At 70.4% G+C, this 17,802-nt stretch carries 20 protein-coding genes and 1 tRNA gene; 6 read left to right on the forward strand and 15 right to left on the reverse strand.

The annotated features are described in order from the left end of the window. Nucleotides 1–84: 84 nt before the first annotated feature. Together KFLA_RS26290 and KFLA_RS26295 are read left to right on the forward strand one after the other, a co-directional pair. Nucleotides 85–570 (forward strand): SigE family RNA polymerase sigma factor, encoded by a 486-nt coding sequence (locus tag KFLA_RS26290; RefSeq protein ID WP_012922873.1) that lies wholly within the window; start codon nt 85–87, stop codon nt 568–570. Nucleotides 571–661: 91 nt separating this feature from the next. Next, entirely contained in the window at nt 662–1,354 is a 693-nt protein-coding gene (locus KFLA_RS26295) for a hypothetical protein (RefSeq protein ID WP_148256738.1), read from the forward strand. Nucleotides 1,355–1,700: 346 nt separating this feature from the next. On the opposite strand, the gene KFLA_RS26300 is transcribed toward KFLA_RS26295, so the two are convergent. Further along, a tRNA-Met gene (locus KFLA_RS26300) sits at nt 1,701–1,777 on the reverse strand. A gap of 104 nt (nt 1,778–1,881) precedes the next feature. Here KFLA_RS26300 and KFLA_RS26305 point away from each other — a divergent pair. After that, nucleotides 1,882–2,841 (forward strand): GNAT family N-acetyltransferase, encoded by a 960-nt coding sequence (locus tag KFLA_RS26305; protein ID WP_237706598.1) that lies wholly within the window; start codon nt 1,882–1,884, stop codon nt 2,839–2,841. Between the two features lie 21 nt (nt 2,842–2,862). Here the strand turns inward: KFLA_RS26305 and KFLA_RS26310 are convergent, their stop codons facing one another. The 7 genes from KFLA_RS26310 to KFLA_RS26335 form a co-directional block, all read right to left on the reverse strand. Continuing rightward, a complete protein-coding gene (locus KFLA_RS26310; RefSeq protein ID WP_012922876.1) occupies nt 2,863–3,396 on the reverse strand; it encodes a hypothetical protein in 534 nt (177 codons plus the stop codon). A 156-nt stretch (nt 3,397–3,552) separates the two neighbouring features. Next, nucleotides 3,553–6,525 (reverse strand): UPF0182 family membrane protein, encoded by a 2,973-nt coding sequence (locus tag KFLA_RS26315; protein WP_012922877.1) that lies wholly within the window; start codon nt 6,523–6,525, stop codon nt 3,553–3,555. Continuing rightward, nucleotides 6,522–6,872: a hypothetical protein gene (locus KFLA_RS39735; protein WP_420167162.1), complete on the reverse strand. Its 351-nt coding sequence runs from the start codon at nt 6,870–6,872 to the stop codon at nt 6,522–6,524. Before KFLA_RS39735 ends, KFLA_RS26315 begins: the two co-directional genes overlap by 4 nt. Further along, nucleotides 6,754–7,185 (reverse strand): PPA1309 family protein, encoded by a 432-nt coding sequence (locus tag KFLA_RS36890; protein ID WP_202797026.1) that lies wholly within the window; start codon nt 7,183–7,185, stop codon nt 6,754–6,756. The genes KFLA_RS39735 and KFLA_RS36890 overlap by 119 nt, the downstream gene beginning before the upstream one ends. Beyond that, complete coding sequence (locus KFLA_RS26325) at nt 7,173–8,210, reverse strand: YlbL family protein (protein ID WP_012922878.1); 1,038 nt, start codon at nt 8,208–8,210, stop codon at nt 7,173–7,175. Before KFLA_RS26325 ends, KFLA_RS36890 begins: the two co-directional genes overlap by 13 nt. Beyond that, nucleotides 8,207–8,446: a hypothetical protein gene (locus tag KFLA_RS26330; RefSeq protein ID WP_012922879.1), complete on the reverse strand. Its 240-nt coding sequence runs from the start codon at nt 8,444–8,446 to the stop codon at nt 8,207–8,209. The genes KFLA_RS26325 and KFLA_RS26330 overlap by 4 nt, the downstream gene beginning before the upstream one ends. A 37-nt stretch (nt 8,447–8,483) precedes the next feature. Further along, the gene (locus tag KFLA_RS26335; protein ID WP_012922880.1) at nt 8,484–8,909 is read right to left on the reverse strand and encodes a molybdenum cofactor biosynthesis protein MoaE; all 426 of its coding nucleotides are present in this window, start codon (nt 8,907–8,909) and stop codon (nt 8,484–8,486) included. A 147-nt stretch (nt 8,910–9,056) separates the two neighbouring features. Here KFLA_RS26335 and KFLA_RS26340 point away from each other — a divergent pair, with 147 nt between their 5' ends. After that, on the forward strand, nt 9,057–10,397 hold the full coding sequence (locus tag KFLA_RS26340; protein WP_012922881.1) for a zinc-dependent metalloprotease: 1,341 nt from the start codon (nt 9,057–9,059) through the stop codon (nt 10,395–10,397). Continuing rightward, nucleotides 10,394–10,936, forward strand: coding sequence for an NUDIX hydrolase (locus KFLA_RS26345; protein ID WP_012922882.1), 543 nt, complete (start codon nt 10,394–10,396; stop codon nt 10,934–10,936). The genes KFLA_RS26340 and KFLA_RS26345 overlap by 4 nt, the downstream gene beginning before the upstream one ends. A 234-nt stretch (nt 10,937–11,170) precedes the next feature. Here KFLA_RS26345 and KFLA_RS26350 read toward each other — a convergent pair whose 3' ends face one another. Beyond that, nucleotides 11,171–11,782, reverse strand: a complete 612-nt coding sequence (locus KFLA_RS26350) for a DUF2064 domain-containing protein (RefSeq protein WP_012922883.1) — start codon at nt 11,780–11,782, stop codon at nt 11,171–11,173. Beyond that, nucleotides 11,779–12,198, reverse strand: a complete 420-nt coding sequence (locus KFLA_RS26355) for a winged helix-turn-helix transcriptional regulator (RefSeq protein WP_012922884.1) — start codon at nt 12,196–12,198, stop codon at nt 11,779–11,781. The genes KFLA_RS26350 and KFLA_RS26355 overlap by 4 nt, the downstream gene beginning before the upstream one ends. Before the next feature lie 99 nt (nt 12,199–12,297). Between KFLA_RS26355 and KFLA_RS26360 the strand changes: the two genes are divergently transcribed. Continuing rightward, complete coding sequence (locus tag KFLA_RS26360) at nt 12,298–13,230, forward strand: NADP-dependent oxidoreductase (RefSeq protein WP_012922885.1); 933 nt, start codon at nt 12,298–12,300, stop codon at nt 13,228–13,230. A gap of 4 nt (nt 13,231–13,234) precedes the next feature. Here KFLA_RS26360 and KFLA_RS26365 read toward each other — a convergent pair whose 3' ends face one another. From KFLA_RS26365 to KFLA_RS26385, 5 genes are all read right to left on the reverse strand, one after another. After that, complete coding sequence (locus tag KFLA_RS26365; protein ID WP_012922886.1) at nt 13,235–13,507, reverse strand: hypothetical protein; 273 nt, start codon at nt 13,505–13,507, stop codon at nt 13,235–13,237. A gap of 126 nt (nt 13,508–13,633) precedes the next feature. Next, nucleotides 13,634–15,412 carry a helix-turn-helix domain-containing protein gene (locus KFLA_RS26370; RefSeq protein ID WP_012922887.1) on the reverse strand — a complete coding sequence of 593 codons (1,779 nt, stop codon included), beginning with the start codon at nt 15,410–15,412 and terminating at the stop codon, nt 13,634–13,636. An 18-nt stretch (nt 15,413–15,430) separates the two neighbouring features. After that, nucleotides 15,431–16,735, reverse strand: coding sequence for an MFS transporter (locus KFLA_RS26375; protein WP_012922888.1), 1,305 nt, complete (start codon nt 16,733–16,735; stop codon nt 15,431–15,433). 10 nt (nt 16,736–16,745) lie between these two features. After that, on the reverse strand, nt 16,746–17,483 hold the full coding sequence (locus KFLA_RS26380) for an SDR family NAD(P)-dependent oxidoreductase (RefSeq protein ID WP_012922889.1): 738 nt from the start codon (nt 17,481–17,483) through the stop codon (nt 16,746–16,748). Nucleotides 17,484–17,564: 81 nt separating this feature from the next. Continuing rightward, a complete protein-coding gene (locus tag KFLA_RS26385; protein ID WP_012922890.1) occupies nt 17,565–17,759 on the reverse strand; it encodes a hypothetical protein in 195 nt (64 codons plus the stop codon). Between the last annotated feature and the right edge of the window lie 43 nt (nt 17,760–17,802).

Consider the following 17,802-nt stretch of genomic DNA (forward strand, 5'->3'; position numbering starts at 1 on the left):
GGGAACCACGGGCCCCGGCGGATTTTGACACCTGGTCGGCGCGTCGATGCGTCCTTCTCAGTGAGACCGCGACGAAGGGCTGCGATGAGCACGGACGACTTCGAGAAATTCGCCAAGGCACGGGCGCGCTCCCTCTACCGGACCGCCTGGCTGCTGACCGGCGATCGGCATCACGCCGAGGACCTGGTGCAGGAGACGCTGGCCAAGATGTACCTGGGGTGGCGCCAAATCGACAACCCGCCCTCGTACGCGCAGACCGTGCTGACCCGCACCTTCCTGTCCCAGCGACGACGTCGTAGCTGGACCGAGCGGCCGACCTCGACGATCCCGGACCGGCCCGACCGGGTCAACGACCCGGAGCTGCGGATGTCCATGCAGAAGGCCTTGGCCGAGTTGCCTCCGCTGGATCGTGCGGTGCTGGTGCTGCGGTTCCTCGAGGACCGCAGCGTCGAGCAGGTCGCACTCGATCTCGGCAAGTCCGCCAACTCGGTGAAAAGCCGGACCATGCGGGCCCTCGACCGGCTCCGCGACGTTCTCGGCGATCAAGCCACGCAGCTGACCACCTACTGACTCGATGACCAAGGAGAAACTCATGAACGACCTCAGCAACACCCTGCCGGAGCTCCTGCGGCAAGAAGTCGAGAACGTCGAACTCGAGTCGGTGGATCTGGTGGAGCGCGGCCTGCGCCGTGGCATCACCTTGCGGCGCCGCCGAACCGCCGTGCGTGGCATCACCGCCATCGGCGCGACCCTGACCACGGCCGCAGTGGTGATGGGCGGGATCAACCTGGTCGGCAGCTCCGGCGCCGACGGAGTGTCTGTCGCTGGTGCGCCCGCTCCAGCCGCCTCCGTCGACACGACCGCTGCCACCACCTCTTCCACCGTCCAGACGACGCCGCAGCAGACATTGCGAACGCTCAAGGCGTTGCTGCCGCGGGGCCTTCAGGTCTCCGGCGACAAGGTGTGGGGCGACAACTTCATCGGCGTCTCGGTCCTGGCCGATGACGGCAAGGGCGCCTCCCATATCGAGGCTTCGGTCCAGACGAGCAAGCTCGCCATGGGCTGCGCGAACCAGCCGACCACGGTCAACTGCAAGGTCCGGCCGGACGGCTCGACGATCCTGGCCTATCAGGTGAAGCCCACCCGGACCGGGGAACCGATCATCAACAGTGTCTCCGTCTACCGTCCCGACGGAAGGGTCAATTACGCGTCGAGCGCCAACGCCACGGCCACCAAGAAGGCTGCACCGACCCGGACACTGCCGTTGCTGTCGATCACTCAGCTCACCCAGCTGGTCGACAGCCCGCTCTGGAAGTTCCCGCCCGCCTCCTACGGCAAGGACCAAGGCCGCTGACCGCACCTCGCATCCCGGCACCGGAGCGTGGCCCCGCGCCCGGATTCGGTCGGCGCCCCTGACCAAGCCTTCGTTGTCGTGCCTTCGGGTATCGGTCAGACGCTCGACCTGTGCCACGTATCGCTCGACGTCGGGTACTAAGCCGGAAACAGCTGCTGCCCCCGGGCGTCGACGAAGGCGCGTACGACCGGCTGCCGCTGCGCGCGCTGCAGCCCGAACCGTGCATCTGACCCAACTCGGTCGAGGACCAGCTCGATCGAGTTGGCGAGCTCACCGACAAGGCGGTGTTCGCTGCCCAGTCCAACCACCAAAGCGAAGGCCCGGACCGTATGGTCCGGGCCTTCTGTGGTAGCGGGGGCAGGATTTGAACCTGCGACCTCTGGGTTATGAGCCCAGCGAGCTACCGAGCTGCTCCACCCCGCGCCGTTGTGTCTTTAGTTTAGGGGATGGGTGGGAGAAGAACCAAATCGGGGGCCGGAGGGAAAAACGGGTGTGGGGTGCGGGGTGGTCGGCGTAGCGTGCGGGGCATGGGTGGGATGGTGGTTCGGGGGTTCGCGGAGGCGGATCTGGGTGCGGCGGCTCGGTTGCTGGCGGGGCGTCACCGCGAGCATCGGAGGAGGTACCCGCTGTTGCGCGGGGACTTCGAGGATGTGGAGATCGCGCTGGCCGAGGTGACCGGGGTGTGGGAGAGCGAAGGCGCCTCCGGGGCGGTCGCTGTCGACGGGGGCGAGCTCAGGGGGTATTTGCTGGGGGCACCGAAGGGCGCGGTGTGGGGGCCGAACGTCTGGGTGGAGTCGGCTGGGGTCGCTGCGCTCGAGGCTGAGACAGTGCGGGACCTGTACGCCGCGGCCGCCGCACGCTGGGTGGATGAGGGGCGGACGGCGCACTACGTGCTCGTGCCGAACGACGCGGCGCTGGTGGACGCGTGGTTCCGGTTGGGGTTCGGGGCTCAGCATGCGCACGGCATCCGGGACCTGCCGGAGCCGGCCAAGCCCCGCACGGAACTGGTGATCCGGCGAGCCGAGCGGAAGGACATTCCGGTGCTGGCGGAGCTGGATCTGGCGCTGCCGCAGCACCAAGGGTTGTCGCCGGTGTTCTCGGCCGGGGTGGTGCCGACGGTGCAGGAGGCGGTGGCGGACTGGCAGCAGTCGATCGACGACCCCGAGTTCGCCACCTTTGTTGCTGAGGACAACGGTCAGGTGATCGGTTCGGCGATCGGGTGCTCGCTGGAGAAGTCGAGCACCCACCAAGGGCTGGCGCGCCCGGACAACGCCGGGTTCCTCGGGTTCGCGGCGGTGCTGCCGGCGGCGCGCGGGCGGGGAGCCGGGCGAGCGCTCGGTGAGACCGTGCTGCAGTGGTGCCGGGAGGCCGGCTACGACTCGGTGGTGACGGACTGGCGGGTGACGAACCTGCTGTCCTCCCGCACCTGGCCGCGACTCGGGTTCGAGCAGTCGTTCCTGCGGATGCACCGCCTGATCGGCTACTAGCCGGCCCCCTGGCCTACCGCATCAAGCCGGGGCCGGGTGGAACCCCTCGGCCGTGGCCAGCAGTGCTTCCTGCGGGAAGCGGGTGCGGTCGATGGTCAACTCGGCGGCGAGCCCTGGGGAGACGAAGTAGAAGGCCTGCCCGTCCACGGTGTAGCCGCCGTAGGACCCGAGCTGCGCGGGAGTGAGCTGCCAGGCCGCGGGGTCCTTCTCGTGGTACTCGGTGAGGAACTCGCGCAGGGTCTCCAGGTCGGCGACACGGTCGCCGCGGATGGTCTTGAGAGTGAGGTCGACCTTGGTGGCGCCGTCGGGGTCGGGCCCGGTCTCCCAGACCCGGCTGTGAAAGGTCACCTCCTCCCACTCGTACTCGAAGTCGCTCGGGGTGCCGAGGCCGTCGGGCAGGTGGTCGATGACGAAGCCGTCCAAGGTGCAGACCTCTCGCTGGGTGGTGGTCGACGGGATTTCACGGGCCTGCGCCGCGGGCACGGAGGCGGGCAGCAGACCGGCCAGCAGGGCGATGAAGCCGCTCGCCACGAGACGGGTACGGGCTGTGAACATGCTGCCTCCTGAAGGCTCGGCGACCACCGGTGGGTGATCTCTTGCCTAGAAGGTGCCGTGATCGTGGCCGATCTCCGGCCGCGATCGCCAAGCCTGTGGACAACGCGAAGGCGGCGGCTTCCCCGTGGAGCGGGGAGGCCGCCGCCTGGCGTGAACTCAGCCGGTGGGTGAGCTCGGCGGATTCGTCGGTGTGGGCGGAGTACCGGTCGGGGTCGGCGTCGGTGTCGGGTTGTTCGGCACCTGGGCACCGGCCGCGATCGCCCGGGCCACCGCGGCCTGCGCCTTCTTGATGTTGGCCTGGTACCCGTTCAGGTCGCCGCGCCGCAGGGCCGCGTCGGCGTCGGCGAACGCCTTGTCGGCGTCCGCGAGCGCCTGCTTGATCGTCTGGTTCGCCGGCGGCGGAGTCGGCTCGTTCGGGTTGGGATCCGGGTCCGGGTCGTTGCCGACCGAAGTGTTGAACACCTTGGTCAGCGCCTCCGACAGCGTCGACCCGAAAGCCACCCGCTCACCGAACGACACCAGCACGTACCGCAGCACCGGGTAGCTACCCGGACCGCTGGTCCGCACGGAGTACACCGGCTGGACGTAGAGCAGACCGCCACCCAGTGGCAAAGTCAGCAGGTTCCCGTACTGCGCGCGGGCGCCACTGGTCGGCTGGTTGATCGGCAGCAGGGCCGACCGGATCCCCTCGTCGGTCTGGAACTTGTTGTAGACCTGTCCAGGACCAGGGATCTGCACGTTGCCCGGCAAGCGAAGGATCCTGAACTTGCCGTAGTCCGGCGACGACGCCTCCGCGTCGACGGCCATGAACGCGGTCAGGTTCTCCCGCTCGGCGTTCGGCACGTACACCGAGGTGAGGGAGAACTTCGGCGTCTCCTGGCCCGGCATCCGCAGCGACAGGTAGAACGGCGGCTGGTTCTGCACCGGCGAGTCGGCCGTGCCGGTACCGGTCGGGTCGGCCGGCACGCGCCACAGGTCACTGTTCTGGTACCAGGTGCCGGCGTCGCGGACGTGGTACTTGGCCAGCATGTCGCGCTGCACCTTGAAGATGTCCTCGGGGTAGCGCAGGTGCGACATCAGCGCCGGCGAGATGTCGGCACGCGGCTTCACCGTGCCGGGGAACGCCTTCATCCAGGTCTTCAGCAGCGGGTCGTTCTCGTCCCAGGCGTACAGCTCGACCGAGCCGTCGTAGGCGTTCACGACCGCCTTCACCGAGTTGCGGATGTAGTTGATCTCCTCGCTCGGCTGGGTCGCGATCGCGCCCCGCCCGGTGGTGGTGTCCCGGGTGCTGTCGTCCAGCGCCACCTTCTGCGAGTACGGGTAGTTCGCCGAGGTGGTGTAGCCGTCGACGATCCAGACCACCTGGCCGTCGACGACGGCCGGGTACGGGTCGCCGTCCGGGGTCAGCCACGGCGCGGCCTTCTCGACCCGCTCGCGCGGGTTGCGGTCGTAGAGGATCTTCGACGCCTCGTTCACCCGGCCGGACAGCAGGATGTTCGCGTCCCGGAACTTGGTGGCGTAGAGCAGCCGGTTGCCGAACGAGCCGATCTCGACGCCACCCTTGCCCTCGTAGGTGTTCAGCGTCGGGTCGCCGCCGTTCTTGCCCTCGGGCGTGTCCAGCTCGACCGGCGGCGCCCCTTCGGGCGCACCGACGATGGAGTAGTCCGGCGACTGCTCACCGAAGTAGATCCGGGGCTCGTACTTGCCGAGATCACCGGTCGGCGGCAGGTCCTTGGAGGAGAACACCGGCGTACCGTCGGGAGAGCGCTGGTTGCCGTTCGCGGCGACCACGCCGTAGCCGTGGGTGTAGACCGTGTGGTCGTTGTTCCAGTTGCGCTGGCCCGGGGGCAGCCGGTCGACCTGCACCTCGCGGACCGCGATCACGGTGTCGCGGACCTCGTTGCCGATCTTGTACCGGTCGACGTCCAGGTCACTGGGGAACGAGTAGAAACCACGGACCTGCTGCAGCTGCTCGAACGTCGGACCGACCACGCTCGGGTCGATCAGCCGGATGCCGGGCAGCACGCCGGCGTCGGCCTCCAGCTCCGACGGCGTGGCCGTGGTGGTCTTGGCCGCGTAGTTCACGACCTCGGTCTTCTCCAGGCCGTACGCCTGGCGGGTGGCCTCGATGTTCTTGGTGATGTACGCCGCCTCGCGGATCGGCTCGCTCGGGCGGACCCGCAGCTGCTGCAGCGCGGCCGGCCAGAGGGCGCCGAGCAGCACCGCGGACAGCACCAGCACGACGGTGCCGACGCCCGGCAGCAACCACGTCTTGCGGACCACGTTGGCGAAGAACAGTCCCGCACAGAGCAGTGCGATGACGGCCAGGATCTCCTTGCTGGGCAGGACCGCGTTGTCACCGGTGTAGGAGATGCCGGTGAACAGGCGGCTGTCCGAGGTGGTCAGGCCGTACCGGTCGAGCCAGTAGCTGAAGGCCTTCAGCAGCACCAGCAGACCGAGCAGCACGGAGAACTGCACCTGCGCGGCGCCGGAGGCCTTCTGCCCCTTCGCCGACGGGCGGAACCCGCCGTACAGGTAGTGGGTGATGATCGCGGCGACCAGCGAGAGCAGGACGATCGAGTAACCGAAGCCGAGCAGGACGCGCAGCCACGGGTAGTCGAAGACGAAGAACGCGATGTCCATGTTGAAGTGCTGGTCGTTCACGCCGAACGGGGTCCGGTTGCGCCAGGCGAGAAAGACCTTCCACTCCCCCGACGCCGCGGAGCCGCCGAAGATCAGCATCAGCGCGCCGAGCACGGCGACCGCGAGCTTGCCGCGCTGCTGCAGCAGTTCGCCGTACCGCTCGAAGCCGGGGCTCGGCGACGGCGCGAGTGCCACCCGCGGCCGGGTCCGGTAGGCGATGACCACGTTCGTCACCACGGCCGCGGCCATCAGCAGACCCACCACGACGAACAGCAGCACCCGGGTGCCGAGCACGGTGCTGAACACCGAGCTCAGGTCGACCGATCGGTACCAGAGTCGCTGCGTCCACACGTCGGTGAAGACGCTGAACAAGATGAGCAGCACGATCAGGGTGGCGATCGTGGGCAGCAACGCGCGGGGGCGTTGGCCGGGGGTACGCCGCGACCGCCGCGGCTCCTCCGGCAGGTCGTAGACGCCGTCGCTCATGCTCGGTTCTCCTCGTCCGTACTCTGACGCGAGCCCCGGGCGTGGTCGGCCGAGGCGCCGTCGACCGGACTGGCTTCAGCCCGGTCACCCCCGGCCGGCGCGGTGCCGGCCGAAGGCTCGAATGTCAATGACAGTACTTCGCACAGCGTGGGGACCAAGTCCGTACCCGTGAGCACCGCGGCGTCCTCGTCGTGGGACCGCAGCCGGACCGCACCGAACCGGTCGCCGTCACGCAGCACCGCGGCGACCATCCGGACCTCGTGCCGGCGCGGGTCGCTGGCCGCCATCCGGGCCAGCTCGGCGTCGGACTCGGCACTCGACAGCCCGGCCTCGGCCGCGGCCGGCAGCACGACGCGCTCGACCGCGAGGGCGCAGCCGGAGACTCCGTCCGGCCACTCGATCTGGGGCCAGCACGCCGGCCAGGTCGCTGTCGTCGGTCCCGCCGGGCAGCTCGCCCTGGGCGACCGGGGTGAGCGGCTGGGACGCGTCGTCGGCGCCGAGCTCGGCCGCAAGCTTCGGCTCGGCGGCCAGCAGCTCCTCGGTCGGGACCAGCGCGAACAGCTGGGCGGGCTGGTCCCAGCCACCGCTGCTGACGTGCTTCTCGATCTCCACCACCGCCCGGCTCAGGGCGTCGGCGGGCAGGTTGTCTATCGCGTGCATGACGGGACGTCTCCAGTTCCGGTGCCGAGCGCCTTCAGGGCGCCGATCGCGTCGTCCAAGGTGCTCATCTTCACCAGCTGGATGCCGTCCACGCCGGCGTGCAGCGCGGCCTCGCAGTTCGGCGCCGGGACCAGGAAGACGGTCGCACCCGCCTCCTTCGCGCCGGCGATCTTCTGCTGGATGCCGCCGATCGCGCCGACCTGGCCGAGCGCGTCGATCGTGCCGGTGCCGGCGACGTGCTTGCCGGCCAGCAGCGGGCCCGGGGTCAGCTTGTCGTAGATGGCCAGCGCGAACGCCGTACCGGCGCTCGGGCCGCCGATGTCCTGGCCGAGGTTGACGCTCACCTTGACCGGCGAGTCGACGCCGATCGTGATGCCGACCATCGGCCGTTTCGGGTCGCCCGGGGCGGCCGCGGCCTTGACCACGACGGTCCGCTCGGCGCCGCCGCGGCGGATCAGGAAGTCGACGTCGTCGCCGACCTTGTTCTTGCGGACGAGCTCGCCGACCTGCGGCACCTGGGTGGCGGCGACGCCGTCGACCTCGAGCACCACGTCGCCCGGCTTCAGCTTGCCGTCGGCCGGGCTGCCCTTGGACACCGTCGACACCTTCGGGTGGAACGGCACCTTGGCCGCCTGCAGAGCGGCCGCGACGGCGCTGTCCTGGGAGCCGGTCATCTCGGCCTCGTTCTGCTGCTCCACCTCGTCCGCGGTCTGCTCGGGCGGGTAGATGATGTCGCGCGGAAAGAGGTCGTGGTGCGGGTCGAGCCAGTTGCGCATCGCCTGCGGCAGGGTCAGGTCACGGTCCGGGGAGGTCACCGAGACCGTGGTCAGGTCGAGCTGGCCGTCGGTCGGGAACGTCTCGTGCCCGGTGACCTCGACCACCGGTTTGCCGCCGCTGCTGCCCAGAGTGTCCTTCACCGGCCCCGGGCTGAACGAGACGAACGGCACCGGGAACACGGTGACCAGGCCGAGCGAGAAGACGAGCACGACGATCGAGGTGACCAGCGTGGCGGTACGACGTGTCACGAACCCTGCCCTGCACTCTTGAACTTGCCGGTGAGACCGCGCAAACCTGCGCGCGGCGCGGGGGTGGCCCGGGGGCCGGGAGCGGCGATGGCCTCGTTGAACCGGCGGAAGTCCTCCACCGAGGAGAAGGCGCCACCGGAGCGGCGCGGACCACGGGCGCGGCCACGCCAGGCCGCCCAGCCCATCGCCAGCACGGTCGCGGCCAGCGGGAACGCCAGCCAGGCCAGCACCTTCATCCGGTCACCTTCGCAGTCATACGCCCCAGCGTACGGGTCAGCAGGCGCCGACCCACTCGCTCGCACCGTCGCTGAAGTGCTGGTGTTTCCAAATCGGGACCTCGGCCTTGAGGTCGTCGATCAGCCGGCGGCACGCGGCGAAGGCCGTCTCCCGGTGCGCGGCGGCGACCGCGACGATCACCGCGGCGTCGCCGATCGCCAGCGGACCGGTCCGGTGCACCGCCGCCAGCGCGGTCACGGCCGGGTCCTCGCAGATCCGCTCCGCCACCTTGCGCAGGTGCGCGAGAGCGTCCGGGTGGGCCTCGTAGCTGAGCTCGTCGACGGGCCGGGCGTGGTCGTGGTTGCGCACGGTACCGACGAACAGCGCGGTCCCGCCGGCCGCCGGGTCGGCGACCGCGGCCAGCACCTCGTCGCTGGACAGCGTGCTGTCACGGATGTCCAGCAGCCTGATCGCCTCGGTCATGACCTTCCTCGCCTCCCGCCGGACTGCCCACAGTATCCCTTGCGTCTGCCGTGGGGATCAGGCGAAACCGTTCGCCTGTGGAGGAACGGTAGCCGTCCACCGGTACGTTGGGGTTGTACGCCCCATCTGCACAGGAAGGCCACTCCGATGAGCGACGAACCGGACAACCCGTTCAAGGGAACTCCGTTCGAGGCCATGTTCCAGCAGTTCTCCGGTGCGTCCGGCGCGGGCGGCGCCCCCGACCTGAACGCGATCTTCGCCCAGGTCCAGCAGCTGCTCAGCGGCTCGGCCGACGGCAAGCCGGTGAACTGGGACCTGGCCAAGGACATCGCCCGCAAGACCGTCGCCGCCCACGGCGACCGGTCCGTCACCCCCACCGACAACGACCGCGTGGCCGACGCGGTCCGGCTGGCCGAGCACTGGCTGGACCAGGCCACCACGCTGCCCGAGGCCTCCACCACGTCGGCGGCCTGGAGCCGCGCGGAGTGGGTGGAGAACACGCTGCCGGTCTGGCAGACCGTGGTCGACCCGGTCGCCGAGCACGTGGCCGGCGCGATGGGCAGCGCCCTGCCGGCCGAGGCGCAGCAGCTGGCCGGGCCGATGGCCGGCATGCTCCGCCAGCTCGGCGGCTCGATCTTCGGGGCGCAGGTCGGTCAGGCGCTCGGTGAGCTGGCCGGTGAAGTGGTCAGCTCCTCCGACATCGGTCTGCCGCTCGGGCCGGCCGGTCAGGCCGTGCTGCTGCCCGACAACGTCGCCAAGTTCGCCGAGGGCCTCGGTGTGACCGACGAGGACGTCCGCCTCTACCTGGCGCTGCGCGAGTCCGCGCACCAGCGGCTGTTCGCCGGAGCGCCGTGGCTGCGGCAGCACCTCTTCTCCCACGTCGCGGATTACGCCGCCGGGATTCAGGTGGACACCGGCAAGATCGAGTCCGCCATGGCCGACGTCGACATGGCGAACCCGGAGGCACTGCAGGCGGCGCTGGCCGGCGGTCTGTTCGAGCCGGAGGACTCCGAGCAGCAGAAGGCCGCGCTGGCCCGGCTGGAGACCGCGCTCGCGCTGGTCGAGGGCTGGGTCGACGACGTGGTCCGCGAGGCGACCAAGGACCGGATGCCGGCCGCCGTCCAGCTGGCCGAGACCGTACGCCGCCGGCGCGCGGCGGGTGGTCCGGCCGAGCAGACCTTCGCCACCCTGGTCGGTCTGCAGCTGCGGCCGCGCCGGCTGCGCGACGCCGCGAACCTGTGGGCCGCCATCCGGGATGCCCGCGGCGCCGACGGCCGTGACGAGCTCTGGTCGCACCCGGACCTGCTGCCCAGCGCTGCCGATCTCGACGACCCGATCGGGTTCGCCCGGCACTCCGGCGAGCTGTCCGACCTGGACATCTCCGACTTCCTCACCGAGCAGTCCGACCGGCCGGACGCCACCGGCGGACCGGCTGACGGATCGGACGACGAGACGTCGAAGGATGACGAGGGCAACAAGGACCGGTGACGCTGCACGAGGACGCCACCGCCACCCTGACCCGCTGGACACCCCCTGACCCGGAGCAGGCGGGCCTCCGGGAGCTCTACCTGCGCCATCTGTCGGAGCATGACGACGGCATGTGGCGCAGTTGCCGGCCCGCGCACGTCACCGCTTCCGCCCTGGTCGTGGACCCGAGCGGGAGCAAGGTGCTGCTCACCTTGCACCGGACGGTCGGCGCCTGGCTGCAGCTCGGCGGACATTGCGAGGCCGGCGACACCACCCTGGCCGGTGCGGCCCTGCGGGAGGCGACCGAGGAGTCCGGGCTGACCGGCCTGACGATCGAGCCCGAGCCGCTGCAGCTGTCCCGTCATCTGCTCCGCGCCGGTGGCTGCCAGGGCGCCTACCACCTGGACGTGCAGTTCCAGGTGACGGCCACCGCGGGTACGCAGTACGTGGTGAGTGAGGAGTCGGACGACCTGGCCTGGTTCGCCACAGATGCGCTGCCCGCGGGCCTGGACCACTCGGTGACGGAGCTCGTCGGCAGGTCGTCCCGGCAGCTCGAGTGAGGCGTGTCCGGGTTCGGGGTGTGCGGGCCGGTCCCTGTGATCCGGCCCGCACACGTCTGCCCGGGGCTTCGTCGCTCCCCCCTCCCCTGGCCTCCGGCCGGTTTCACCGCCCCTGAACGGCACCGGCAGCAGGTCAGTCGCGACGAGTCGCCGCTAGGACACCCCCATGTCCCCGCTGCCTGTCCCAACGAGCCACCGACAGGAAGGTGACGGCTCAGCTTTTTCCCATCGGCTTTACTTACCCCGGAGCACCGCGCGGGTGGCGTCCCAGCCCTCCAGGCCCGGGTCGAGCCGGGCCAGGTCGGCGTTGGAGCGGAGCCGGTGCCAGCCCGGTCCGAGGGCGACGGCGTGCCGGCGGGGCTTGAGTTCGTCGAGCGTGCTGAGCGGGGTGTCGAAGGTCGGTCCGGCGTCGACCACCCACGGAGCGGCCGGCAGCCGGACCCCGATCGCGGCCAGCGAGCCGTCCTCGGCCGGCGTCACCGCGAGATCCGCGGAGCCCAGCGCGCGGAACAGCTTCCCGATGAGCAGCCCAGGCAGGTCCGGTACGTCGTGGCTCACGGCCACCACCGCCGCGGCTGGTCCGGACTTGTCCACCGCGTCGAGCACCGGCCGATCCGCGTCCACGGCATAGACGGGCGTGCCCGGCCACGTGAGCGCGGCCAGTTCCGCCACCGCCTCGTCATTGCCCCCGACAACAGCTATCGCCACCTCGACAAGGTCCAGCGCGGCCAGCACTTCGTAGGTGTCCTCAGCGAGAGCCAGTCGCCAGGCATCAGGCTCCCGTCCAGGCGGAGCCCAACTCCCGACAGCCGGTACCACCAGCACGACCACTCGCCGATCGCTCATACCTTCGCTCCAGTTGTGCTGCTGGCCGAGTCGTAGTCCTGACGAGCGGCAGCCACCTGGTCCATGTGCGTTTCGGCCCAGTCCTTGATGCAAGCGATCAGTGGCATCAGGCTCAGGCCCAGCGGAGTCAGCTCGTAGTCGACGCGCACCGGGACCGACGGCGTGACGTGCCTGGTGACCAGTCCGTCGCGCTCCAGCGACCGCAGGGTCTGGGTGAGCATCTTCTGGCTGACACCGGCGATCCGGCGCGACAGGTCGGAGTATCGCTGCGGGCCGTCGGCCAGCGCGGGCAGGATCAGCGTGACCCACTTGTCGCTGATCCGGTCGACCAGCTGACGAGCGGGGCAGGACGCCAGGTACGCGTCGTAGGCGCGGGCCGCCTCGCGGCGCAGGGCGGCGGCGTCTCGGGTCGGCATCGCTCTCCTCGGGGTGCGGTACGTACTTCGAAGTGCCTACTTCCCGGCAGAGAGTAACTCTCCCAGAGTGGTGTCACCAACAACCCTGCGAGGAGAACGATGCGCGCACTCGTGGCCCGCCGGCTGGAAGGCCCGGCAGCCCTCGAACTGATCACCACCGACCGCCCCGATCCCCGGCCGGGCGAGGTCCGCATCAAGGTGGCAGCGGCAGCCGTCAACCCGGTGGACGTGGCGACCAGTGACGGCTCCCTGATCCGCTACGGCATCGCCGCGCCCCGGGAGCAGTTCGGCACCGGCTGGGACGTGGCCGGCACCGTGGATGCAACCGGTCCGGGCGTCGGCCTCGCTCCGGGCACACCCGTCATCGGCTTGTCCGACCTGCTCGGCCGCCCACTCAAGACGCACGCCGAGTACGTCGTACTGGGGGCTCACGCGGTGGCTCCGGCTCCGGCAGGCCTGGACTTCCCAGCCGCCTCCACCTTTGCACTGAACGCGCGGACCGCACAGCAGGCGGTGGACGCACTCGGCCTCTCCGCTGGTCAGACGTTGCTGGTCACCGGTGCAGCGGGCGGCGTCGGCGGCTACGCGGTTGAGCTGGGCAAGTACCGCGGCCTCACCGTGATCGCCACCGCCAGCGGCCAGGACGAGGAACTCGTCCGGAGCTTCGGAGCCGACCACTTCGTGTCCAGGAGCGCCGACCTGACCTCTGCGGTGCACGACCTTGTCCCCGGTGGTGTGGACGGGCTGGTCGATGCGGCGGTGCTGGGAGTCGCCGCGCAGGAGGCAGTGCGCAACAACGGCGTCCACGCCCACGTGATCGCCGGAACCCCGCCGACGCCGCTGCGGGGGATCAGCGTGCGGCCAGTGTTCGCGCACGCGACGCGGCAGGCCCTGACCGAACTGGTCGAGCTGGTCGAACAGGGCATCCTCTCCACCCGGGTGGCCGCGACCTACCCCCTCGACGACGCGGTCGCGGCGTACGAACGCGTCGCCAAGGGCGGTGTGCGCGGCCGGGTGGTTCTGGTCCCCTGATCCCTCAGGTGGACCACAGTTCGCGGTAGTCGGGCAGCAACGGGACTCGCCACCGGCATTCGGCGTATCCGCCGATGGCGATCGTCGCCGCCTTTCTGTTCTGGCACTCGATGTAGTGGTAGATACCGCGGTACTCGAAGCCCTGGGCGGAGACCCCTGAGGTCTCGGTCGCGGCGGCCGAGGGCTGGGCGTGCGCGGCCGGAGCGATGATCCCCAGGGTCGCTGCGACCACGGCGGTGGCGAAACCGGCTCGCACTGTCACGGATTTCAGTCTCATTGATCTCCTCAGCGGTCGTCCCCGGCACGTGCCGGAACGGTTCGAACGCTAGAGCTTCGTCGTCGACCAGCGACATCACTTCGACGTCGCTCGAACCGAATCCGGGTTGCCGGCGCGGACCTAGGCTCAGCCGTGCAGAGTGCGGAGCAGCCGGAGAGCGACCTGTACGTCGAGAGCGCGCTCCGGCTGCTGCCAGCCGTCGCCCAGCAGGGCGGTCACGCGGTCGAGGCGCTGCTGCACCGTGTTGGGATGGATGTGCAACGCAGTGGCTGCTCGGGTCGGGCTCTGGCCCGCGGCGAAGTACGCCTCGAGCGTGCCGACCAGATCGGTGCCCCGCTGCTCGTCGTAGTCGCTCACTGGTCCCAGGACGTGGGCGATGTGCGCTGCCACATCGACCTCCGGGGCTCCGACCAGGCCGGCGACGCCCAGGTCGTTGGGAGCAACGGACTGGCCGGACTTGCCGAGACGCACCATGGTCGTGAGCAGCCGCAGGCCCTGCTGGTACGCGTCGACCAGCGGCTGTCCCCAGGCCGCTGGACCAGTCACGGCGACCGTCACCCCGCACCGGCGAGCCACGTCGGTCAGCGCTTGCGCCCCGGACTTCGCGTCAGGCAGTGCGAGCAGCAGCACCAGATCCCCGGCGTACGGGCCGACCAGGACGAGTCGCTCCTCCAGCGGAGCCGACAGTCGAGCCAGTACGCCGCTGTGGTCGCCTCGACAGACGGCGACGACCAACTGCGTCGGCACCCGACGGGCGTGGTCGAGCAGGCGCAGCCGATCGGTGAGCGCGCGGGGGTCGGCGCTGCCACTGAGCGCATCGGCCAGGATGTCCGCCTGAGCGCGTTGCGACTGCTCGGCAGCCTGTCGGCGGAACAGCAGCACCAGCGCGGTGACGACAGCTGCCCGCTCCACGATCCGCTGGTCGGCGGCGGACAGCTCGGCCACCCCTCCGATGACCAGTGCACCGAGTCGCTCGCCCTTGGCGGTGGCGGCGACCGTCCAGCTGTCCCCCGTCCAGGTCAGCCGGCCGGAGTCCGAGGCCGCGCCGACCTCGACGGCCCGGCGGCGGACCACCCGCCCGGCAGCGGCCAGTTCGTTGCCGAGAGCATCGACCAGCACGACCCAGACGTCCAGCAGCTCGGCCAGTGCGGCCGCGATCGCGTCGACGTCCCCACCGGACAGCACGATCTCGGCGAACCTGTCGTGCGCGGCAGCGGCGTGCTCGACTCCGGTGTGCGCGACCGACAACTGCTCCAGCGCCGCCGCCGTCTCCGCGGCAGCCCTGACCTGGACGATGGTGACCGCCGCGAGCGCGGCCAGTGAGCCCAGCAGCGAGACCTCGGCCCGGCTGAACGGCCGAGCGGTGCGGTTCGACGCGAACAGCACGCCGACGAACGCGCCGTCCACGATCAGCGGCGTGCCGAGGATCGCCACCAGACCTTCCTCGCCGACAGCGTCGTCGATCGGGCTGGTGTGCCGGAAGCGGCAGTCACTGGGGTAGTCGGTGGTCCAGTACGGCTTGTACGTCTCCGCGACCAGCCCGCCGAGTCCAGCACCGAGCGGGAGTCGCAGCTGCTGGAAGGCCGCCGACACCGAGCCGTCGGTGGCCCGCATGTAGGTGTCGCCCTGCTCCGGGTCGTACAGCGTGAGATAGGCGACGTCGGTGCCGATCAGCGTGCGCGCCCGGTGCACGATCGTGTCGAGCACGCTGCCGGGATCGCGCGCCGAGGCCAGCTCCCGCGCCACGTCCACCAGCGCGGAAAGCTCGGCCTCACGCTTCTTGCTCGCGTCCATGCCCGCTCTGATCCGCAGAGCGAGGTCCCGGGCCTCCGGGTCGTCCCCGGCGGCCCGGGCCAGCTCACTGCCCGAGGCGTCCTCCGCGAGCAGCCGTAGCAGGTCCTTCACCCTCGCGATGATGCCAGGTCAGACCGTGGCCAGGTCGCGTTTGCTGGTTTCGCCGTAGCTGGTCACCGCGACGATCGAGATCACCGAGCACGCCGCCACGTAGATGGAGATGGCGTAGCCGGAGTCGTACGCCTTGAGCAGCGCGACCGCGATGAACGGCGCCAGCCCACCGGCGACGATGGACGCCAGCTGGTAGCCGACCGAGACCCCGGAGTACCGGACCCGGGTGCCGAACAGCTCGGTGAAGAACGCTGCCTGCGGCCCGTACATCGCTCCGTGCAGCACCAGCCCGACGGTCACCGCCAGCGTGGCCAGGGCGAAGTTCCTGGTGTCCACGAAGGCGATGAAGACGAAGGCCCAGATCCCGACGCCGGTCGCCCCGAGCAGGTACACCGGCCGGCGGCCGATCCGGTCCGACAGCGCTCCCCACAGCGGGATCGCGCAGAAGTGGATCGCGGCGCCGATCAGCACCGCGTTCAGCGCGAACGACTTGCCCAGGCCGAGGTGCTCCTTGGCGTAGGTGGCGATCACGATCGTGAAGATGTAGTAACTGACGTTCTCGGCCATCCGGGCGCCCATCGCGGTGAAGATCTCGCGCGGGTACTTCGTGATCACCTCGACGAACGGGATCCGCTCGGCCGGCTCCTGCTTGGCCCGGGCCTGCTGGAACAGCGGCGACTCCTCGATCCGCAGCCGGACCCAGAGCCCGACCAGGACCAGCACGGCCGACAGCAGGAACGGGATCCGCCAGCCCCACGAGTTGAACGCGGCGTCGCTCTGGAAGGCCGCGAGCCCCGCCAGTACGCCGTTTGCGAGCAGCTGCCCGGCCGGCGCGCCCGCCTGCGGCCAGGACGCCCAGAACCCGCGCCGGGCCGGATCGCCGTGCTCGGACACGATCAGCACCGCACCGCCCCACTCGCCGCCGAGCGCGAAGCCCTGGATCAGCCGCAGCACGGTCAGCAGGATCGGGGCCAGCGCGCCGACCTGCGCGTACGTCGGCAGCAGGCCGATCGCGAAGGTGGCCAGACCCATCATCAGCAAGGACAGCACCAGCAGGTTCTTGCGTCCGATCCGGTCGCCGAAGTGACCGAAGACCACGCCGCCGATCGGCCGGGCGAAGAAGCCGACGGCGAAGGTGGCGAAGCTGAGCAGGGTGCCGGTGAGCTGCTCGCCCTTGGGGAAGAACAGGTCGCCGAACACGACCGACGCGGCGACGCCGTACAGGAAGAAGTCGTACCACTCGACGGTGGTGCCGACCAGGCTGGCACCGACCACCCGGGCGATCGGGGTCCGCTTCTGGACCGGTTCTGTGGACGTGGGCATGCAGGGCTCCTTAATGGGCGGTCCAGCCGCCGTCGAGGACGAACGAGCTCCCCGTGAGTGAGGCCGAGGCCGGGCCGCAGAGCAGCGCGACCAGCTCGGCGACCTCGGCCGGCTCGATCAGCCGCTTGACCGCGACCGGTTCGAGCAGGATCTTGTCCAGCACCTCTGCCTCGGTCAGGCCGTGCAGCGCGGCCTGGTCGGCGAGCTGGGCGGTGACGAGCGGCGTCCGGACGTACGCCGGGTTCACGCAGTTGCTGGTGACGCCGTGTGGCGCGCCTTCGAGCGCGACCACCTTGCTGAGACCTTCCAGCCCGTGCTTGGCCGCGACGTACGCCGACTTGAACGGGCTGGCGCGCAGTCCGTGCACCGAGCTGATGTTGACCACCCGGCCCCAGCCCCGGCCGTACATGTGCGGCAGCGACTGCCGGATGAGCCGGAACGGCGACTCCAGCATGAGTCGCAGGATGTAGCCGAACCGCTCGGGCGGGAACTGCTCGACCGGAGCGACCAGCTGGACGCCTGCGTTGTTCACCAGCACGTCCACGTCGGTCGGCAGGTCGGCCAGCCGCTCCAGGTCGGCCAGGTCGGCCTGGACCGCCTCGATGCCGTCGCCGGCAACGGCCTGCAGACCGTCGGCGTCGTAGTCGACCGCGATCACGCGCATCCCGTCGGCGGCGAGCCGCTGGGCGCAGGCCGCGCCGATCCCGGAGGCGGCGCCGGTGACGAGAGCACGACGTGGGGTGGTCATGGCGGAGACTCTAGGAATCCGCGCGGGCACCAACCATGGGATCGCCGCACACACCTGGGCGGCGAGGTGTGTGCTGAGAGGCTATCGGGCCACGATCACCGCGTAGGCGAGGAACAGCCCGACGAAGGCGACCACGGCGAGCCCGATGAGCGCCAGCCACAGGTACGCCGACCGCTCCCGCTTCGGCGGGTCGTCGTCGCGGTGCGGAGGATTGACCGACTCGTCCTGGCCTGGTCGGCTCGGGTCCGGCTGCGGATCCATCGGCATGGTGTTCATCGCCCGGCGGTACCCCGGCCGGGCGCGCCCTACGCATCGGGGG

Source organism: Kribbella flavida DSM 17836 (genome assembly GCF_000024345.1).
Lineage (GTDB): Bacteria > Actinomycetota > Actinomycetes > Propionibacteriales > Kribbellaceae > Kribbella > Kribbella flavida.

Excerpts from the sequence above, each read along its gene's own strand:
- KFLA_RS26335 (WP_012922880.1), bottom strand. The coding sequence starts at position 8,909 with ATGACCGAGGCGATCAGGCTGCTGGACATCCGTGACAGCACGCTGTCC.
- KFLA_RS26360 (WP_012922885.1), top strand. The coding sequence starts at position 12,298 with ATGCGCGCACTCGTGGCCCGCCGGCTGGAAGGCCCGGCAGCCCTCGAA.
- KFLA_RS26305 (WP_237706598.1), top strand. The coding sequence starts at position 1,882 with ATGGGTGGGATGGTGGTTCGGGGGTTCGCGGAGGCGGATCTGGGTGCG.
- KFLA_RS26385 (WP_012922890.1), bottom strand. The coding sequence starts at position 17,759 with ATGAACACCATGCCGATGGATCCGCAGCCGGACCCGAGCCGACCAGGC.
- KFLA_RS26340 (WP_012922881.1), top strand. The coding sequence starts at position 9,057 with ATGAGCGACGAACCGGACAACCCGTTCAAGGGAACTCCGTTCGAGGCC.
- KFLA_RS26380 (WP_012922889.1), bottom strand. The coding sequence starts at position 17,483 with ATGACCACCCCACGTCGTGCTCTCGTCACCGGCGCCGCCTCCGGGATC.
- KFLA_RS26355 (WP_012922884.1), bottom strand. The coding sequence starts at position 12,198 with ATGCCGACCCGAGACGCCGCCGCCCTGCGCCGCGAGGCGGCCCGCGCC.
- KFLA_RS26315 (WP_012922877.1), bottom strand. The coding sequence starts at position 6,525 with ATGAGCGACGGCGTCTACGACCTGCCGGAGGAGCCGCGGCGGTCGCGG.
- KFLA_RS26310 (WP_012922876.1), bottom strand. The coding sequence starts at position 3,396 with ATGTTCACAGCCCGTACCCGTCTCGTGGCGAGCGGCTTCATCGCCCTG.
- KFLA_RS26330 (WP_012922879.1), bottom strand. The coding sequence starts at position 8,446 with ATGAAGGTGCTGGCCTGGCTGGCGTTCCCGCTGGCCGCGACCGTGCTG.
- KFLA_RS26375 (WP_012922888.1), bottom strand. The coding sequence starts at position 16,735 with ATGCCCACGTCCACAGAACCGGTCCAGAAGCGGACCCCGATCGCCCGG.
- KFLA_RS36890 (WP_202797026.1), bottom strand. The coding sequence starts at position 7,185 with ATGCACGCGATAGACAACCTGCCCGCCGACGCCCTGAGCCGGGCGGTG.
- KFLA_RS26350 (WP_012922883.1), bottom strand. The coding sequence starts at position 11,782 with ATGAGCGATCGGCGAGTGGTCGTGCTGGTGGTACCGGCTGTCGGGAGT.
- KFLA_RS26365 (WP_012922886.1), bottom strand. The coding sequence starts at position 13,507 with ATGAGACTGAAATCCGTGACAGTGCGAGCCGGTTTCGCCACCGCCGTG.
- KFLA_RS26290 (WP_012922873.1), top strand. The coding sequence starts at position 85 with ATGAGCACGGACGACTTCGAGAAATTCGCCAAGGCACGGGCGCGCTCC.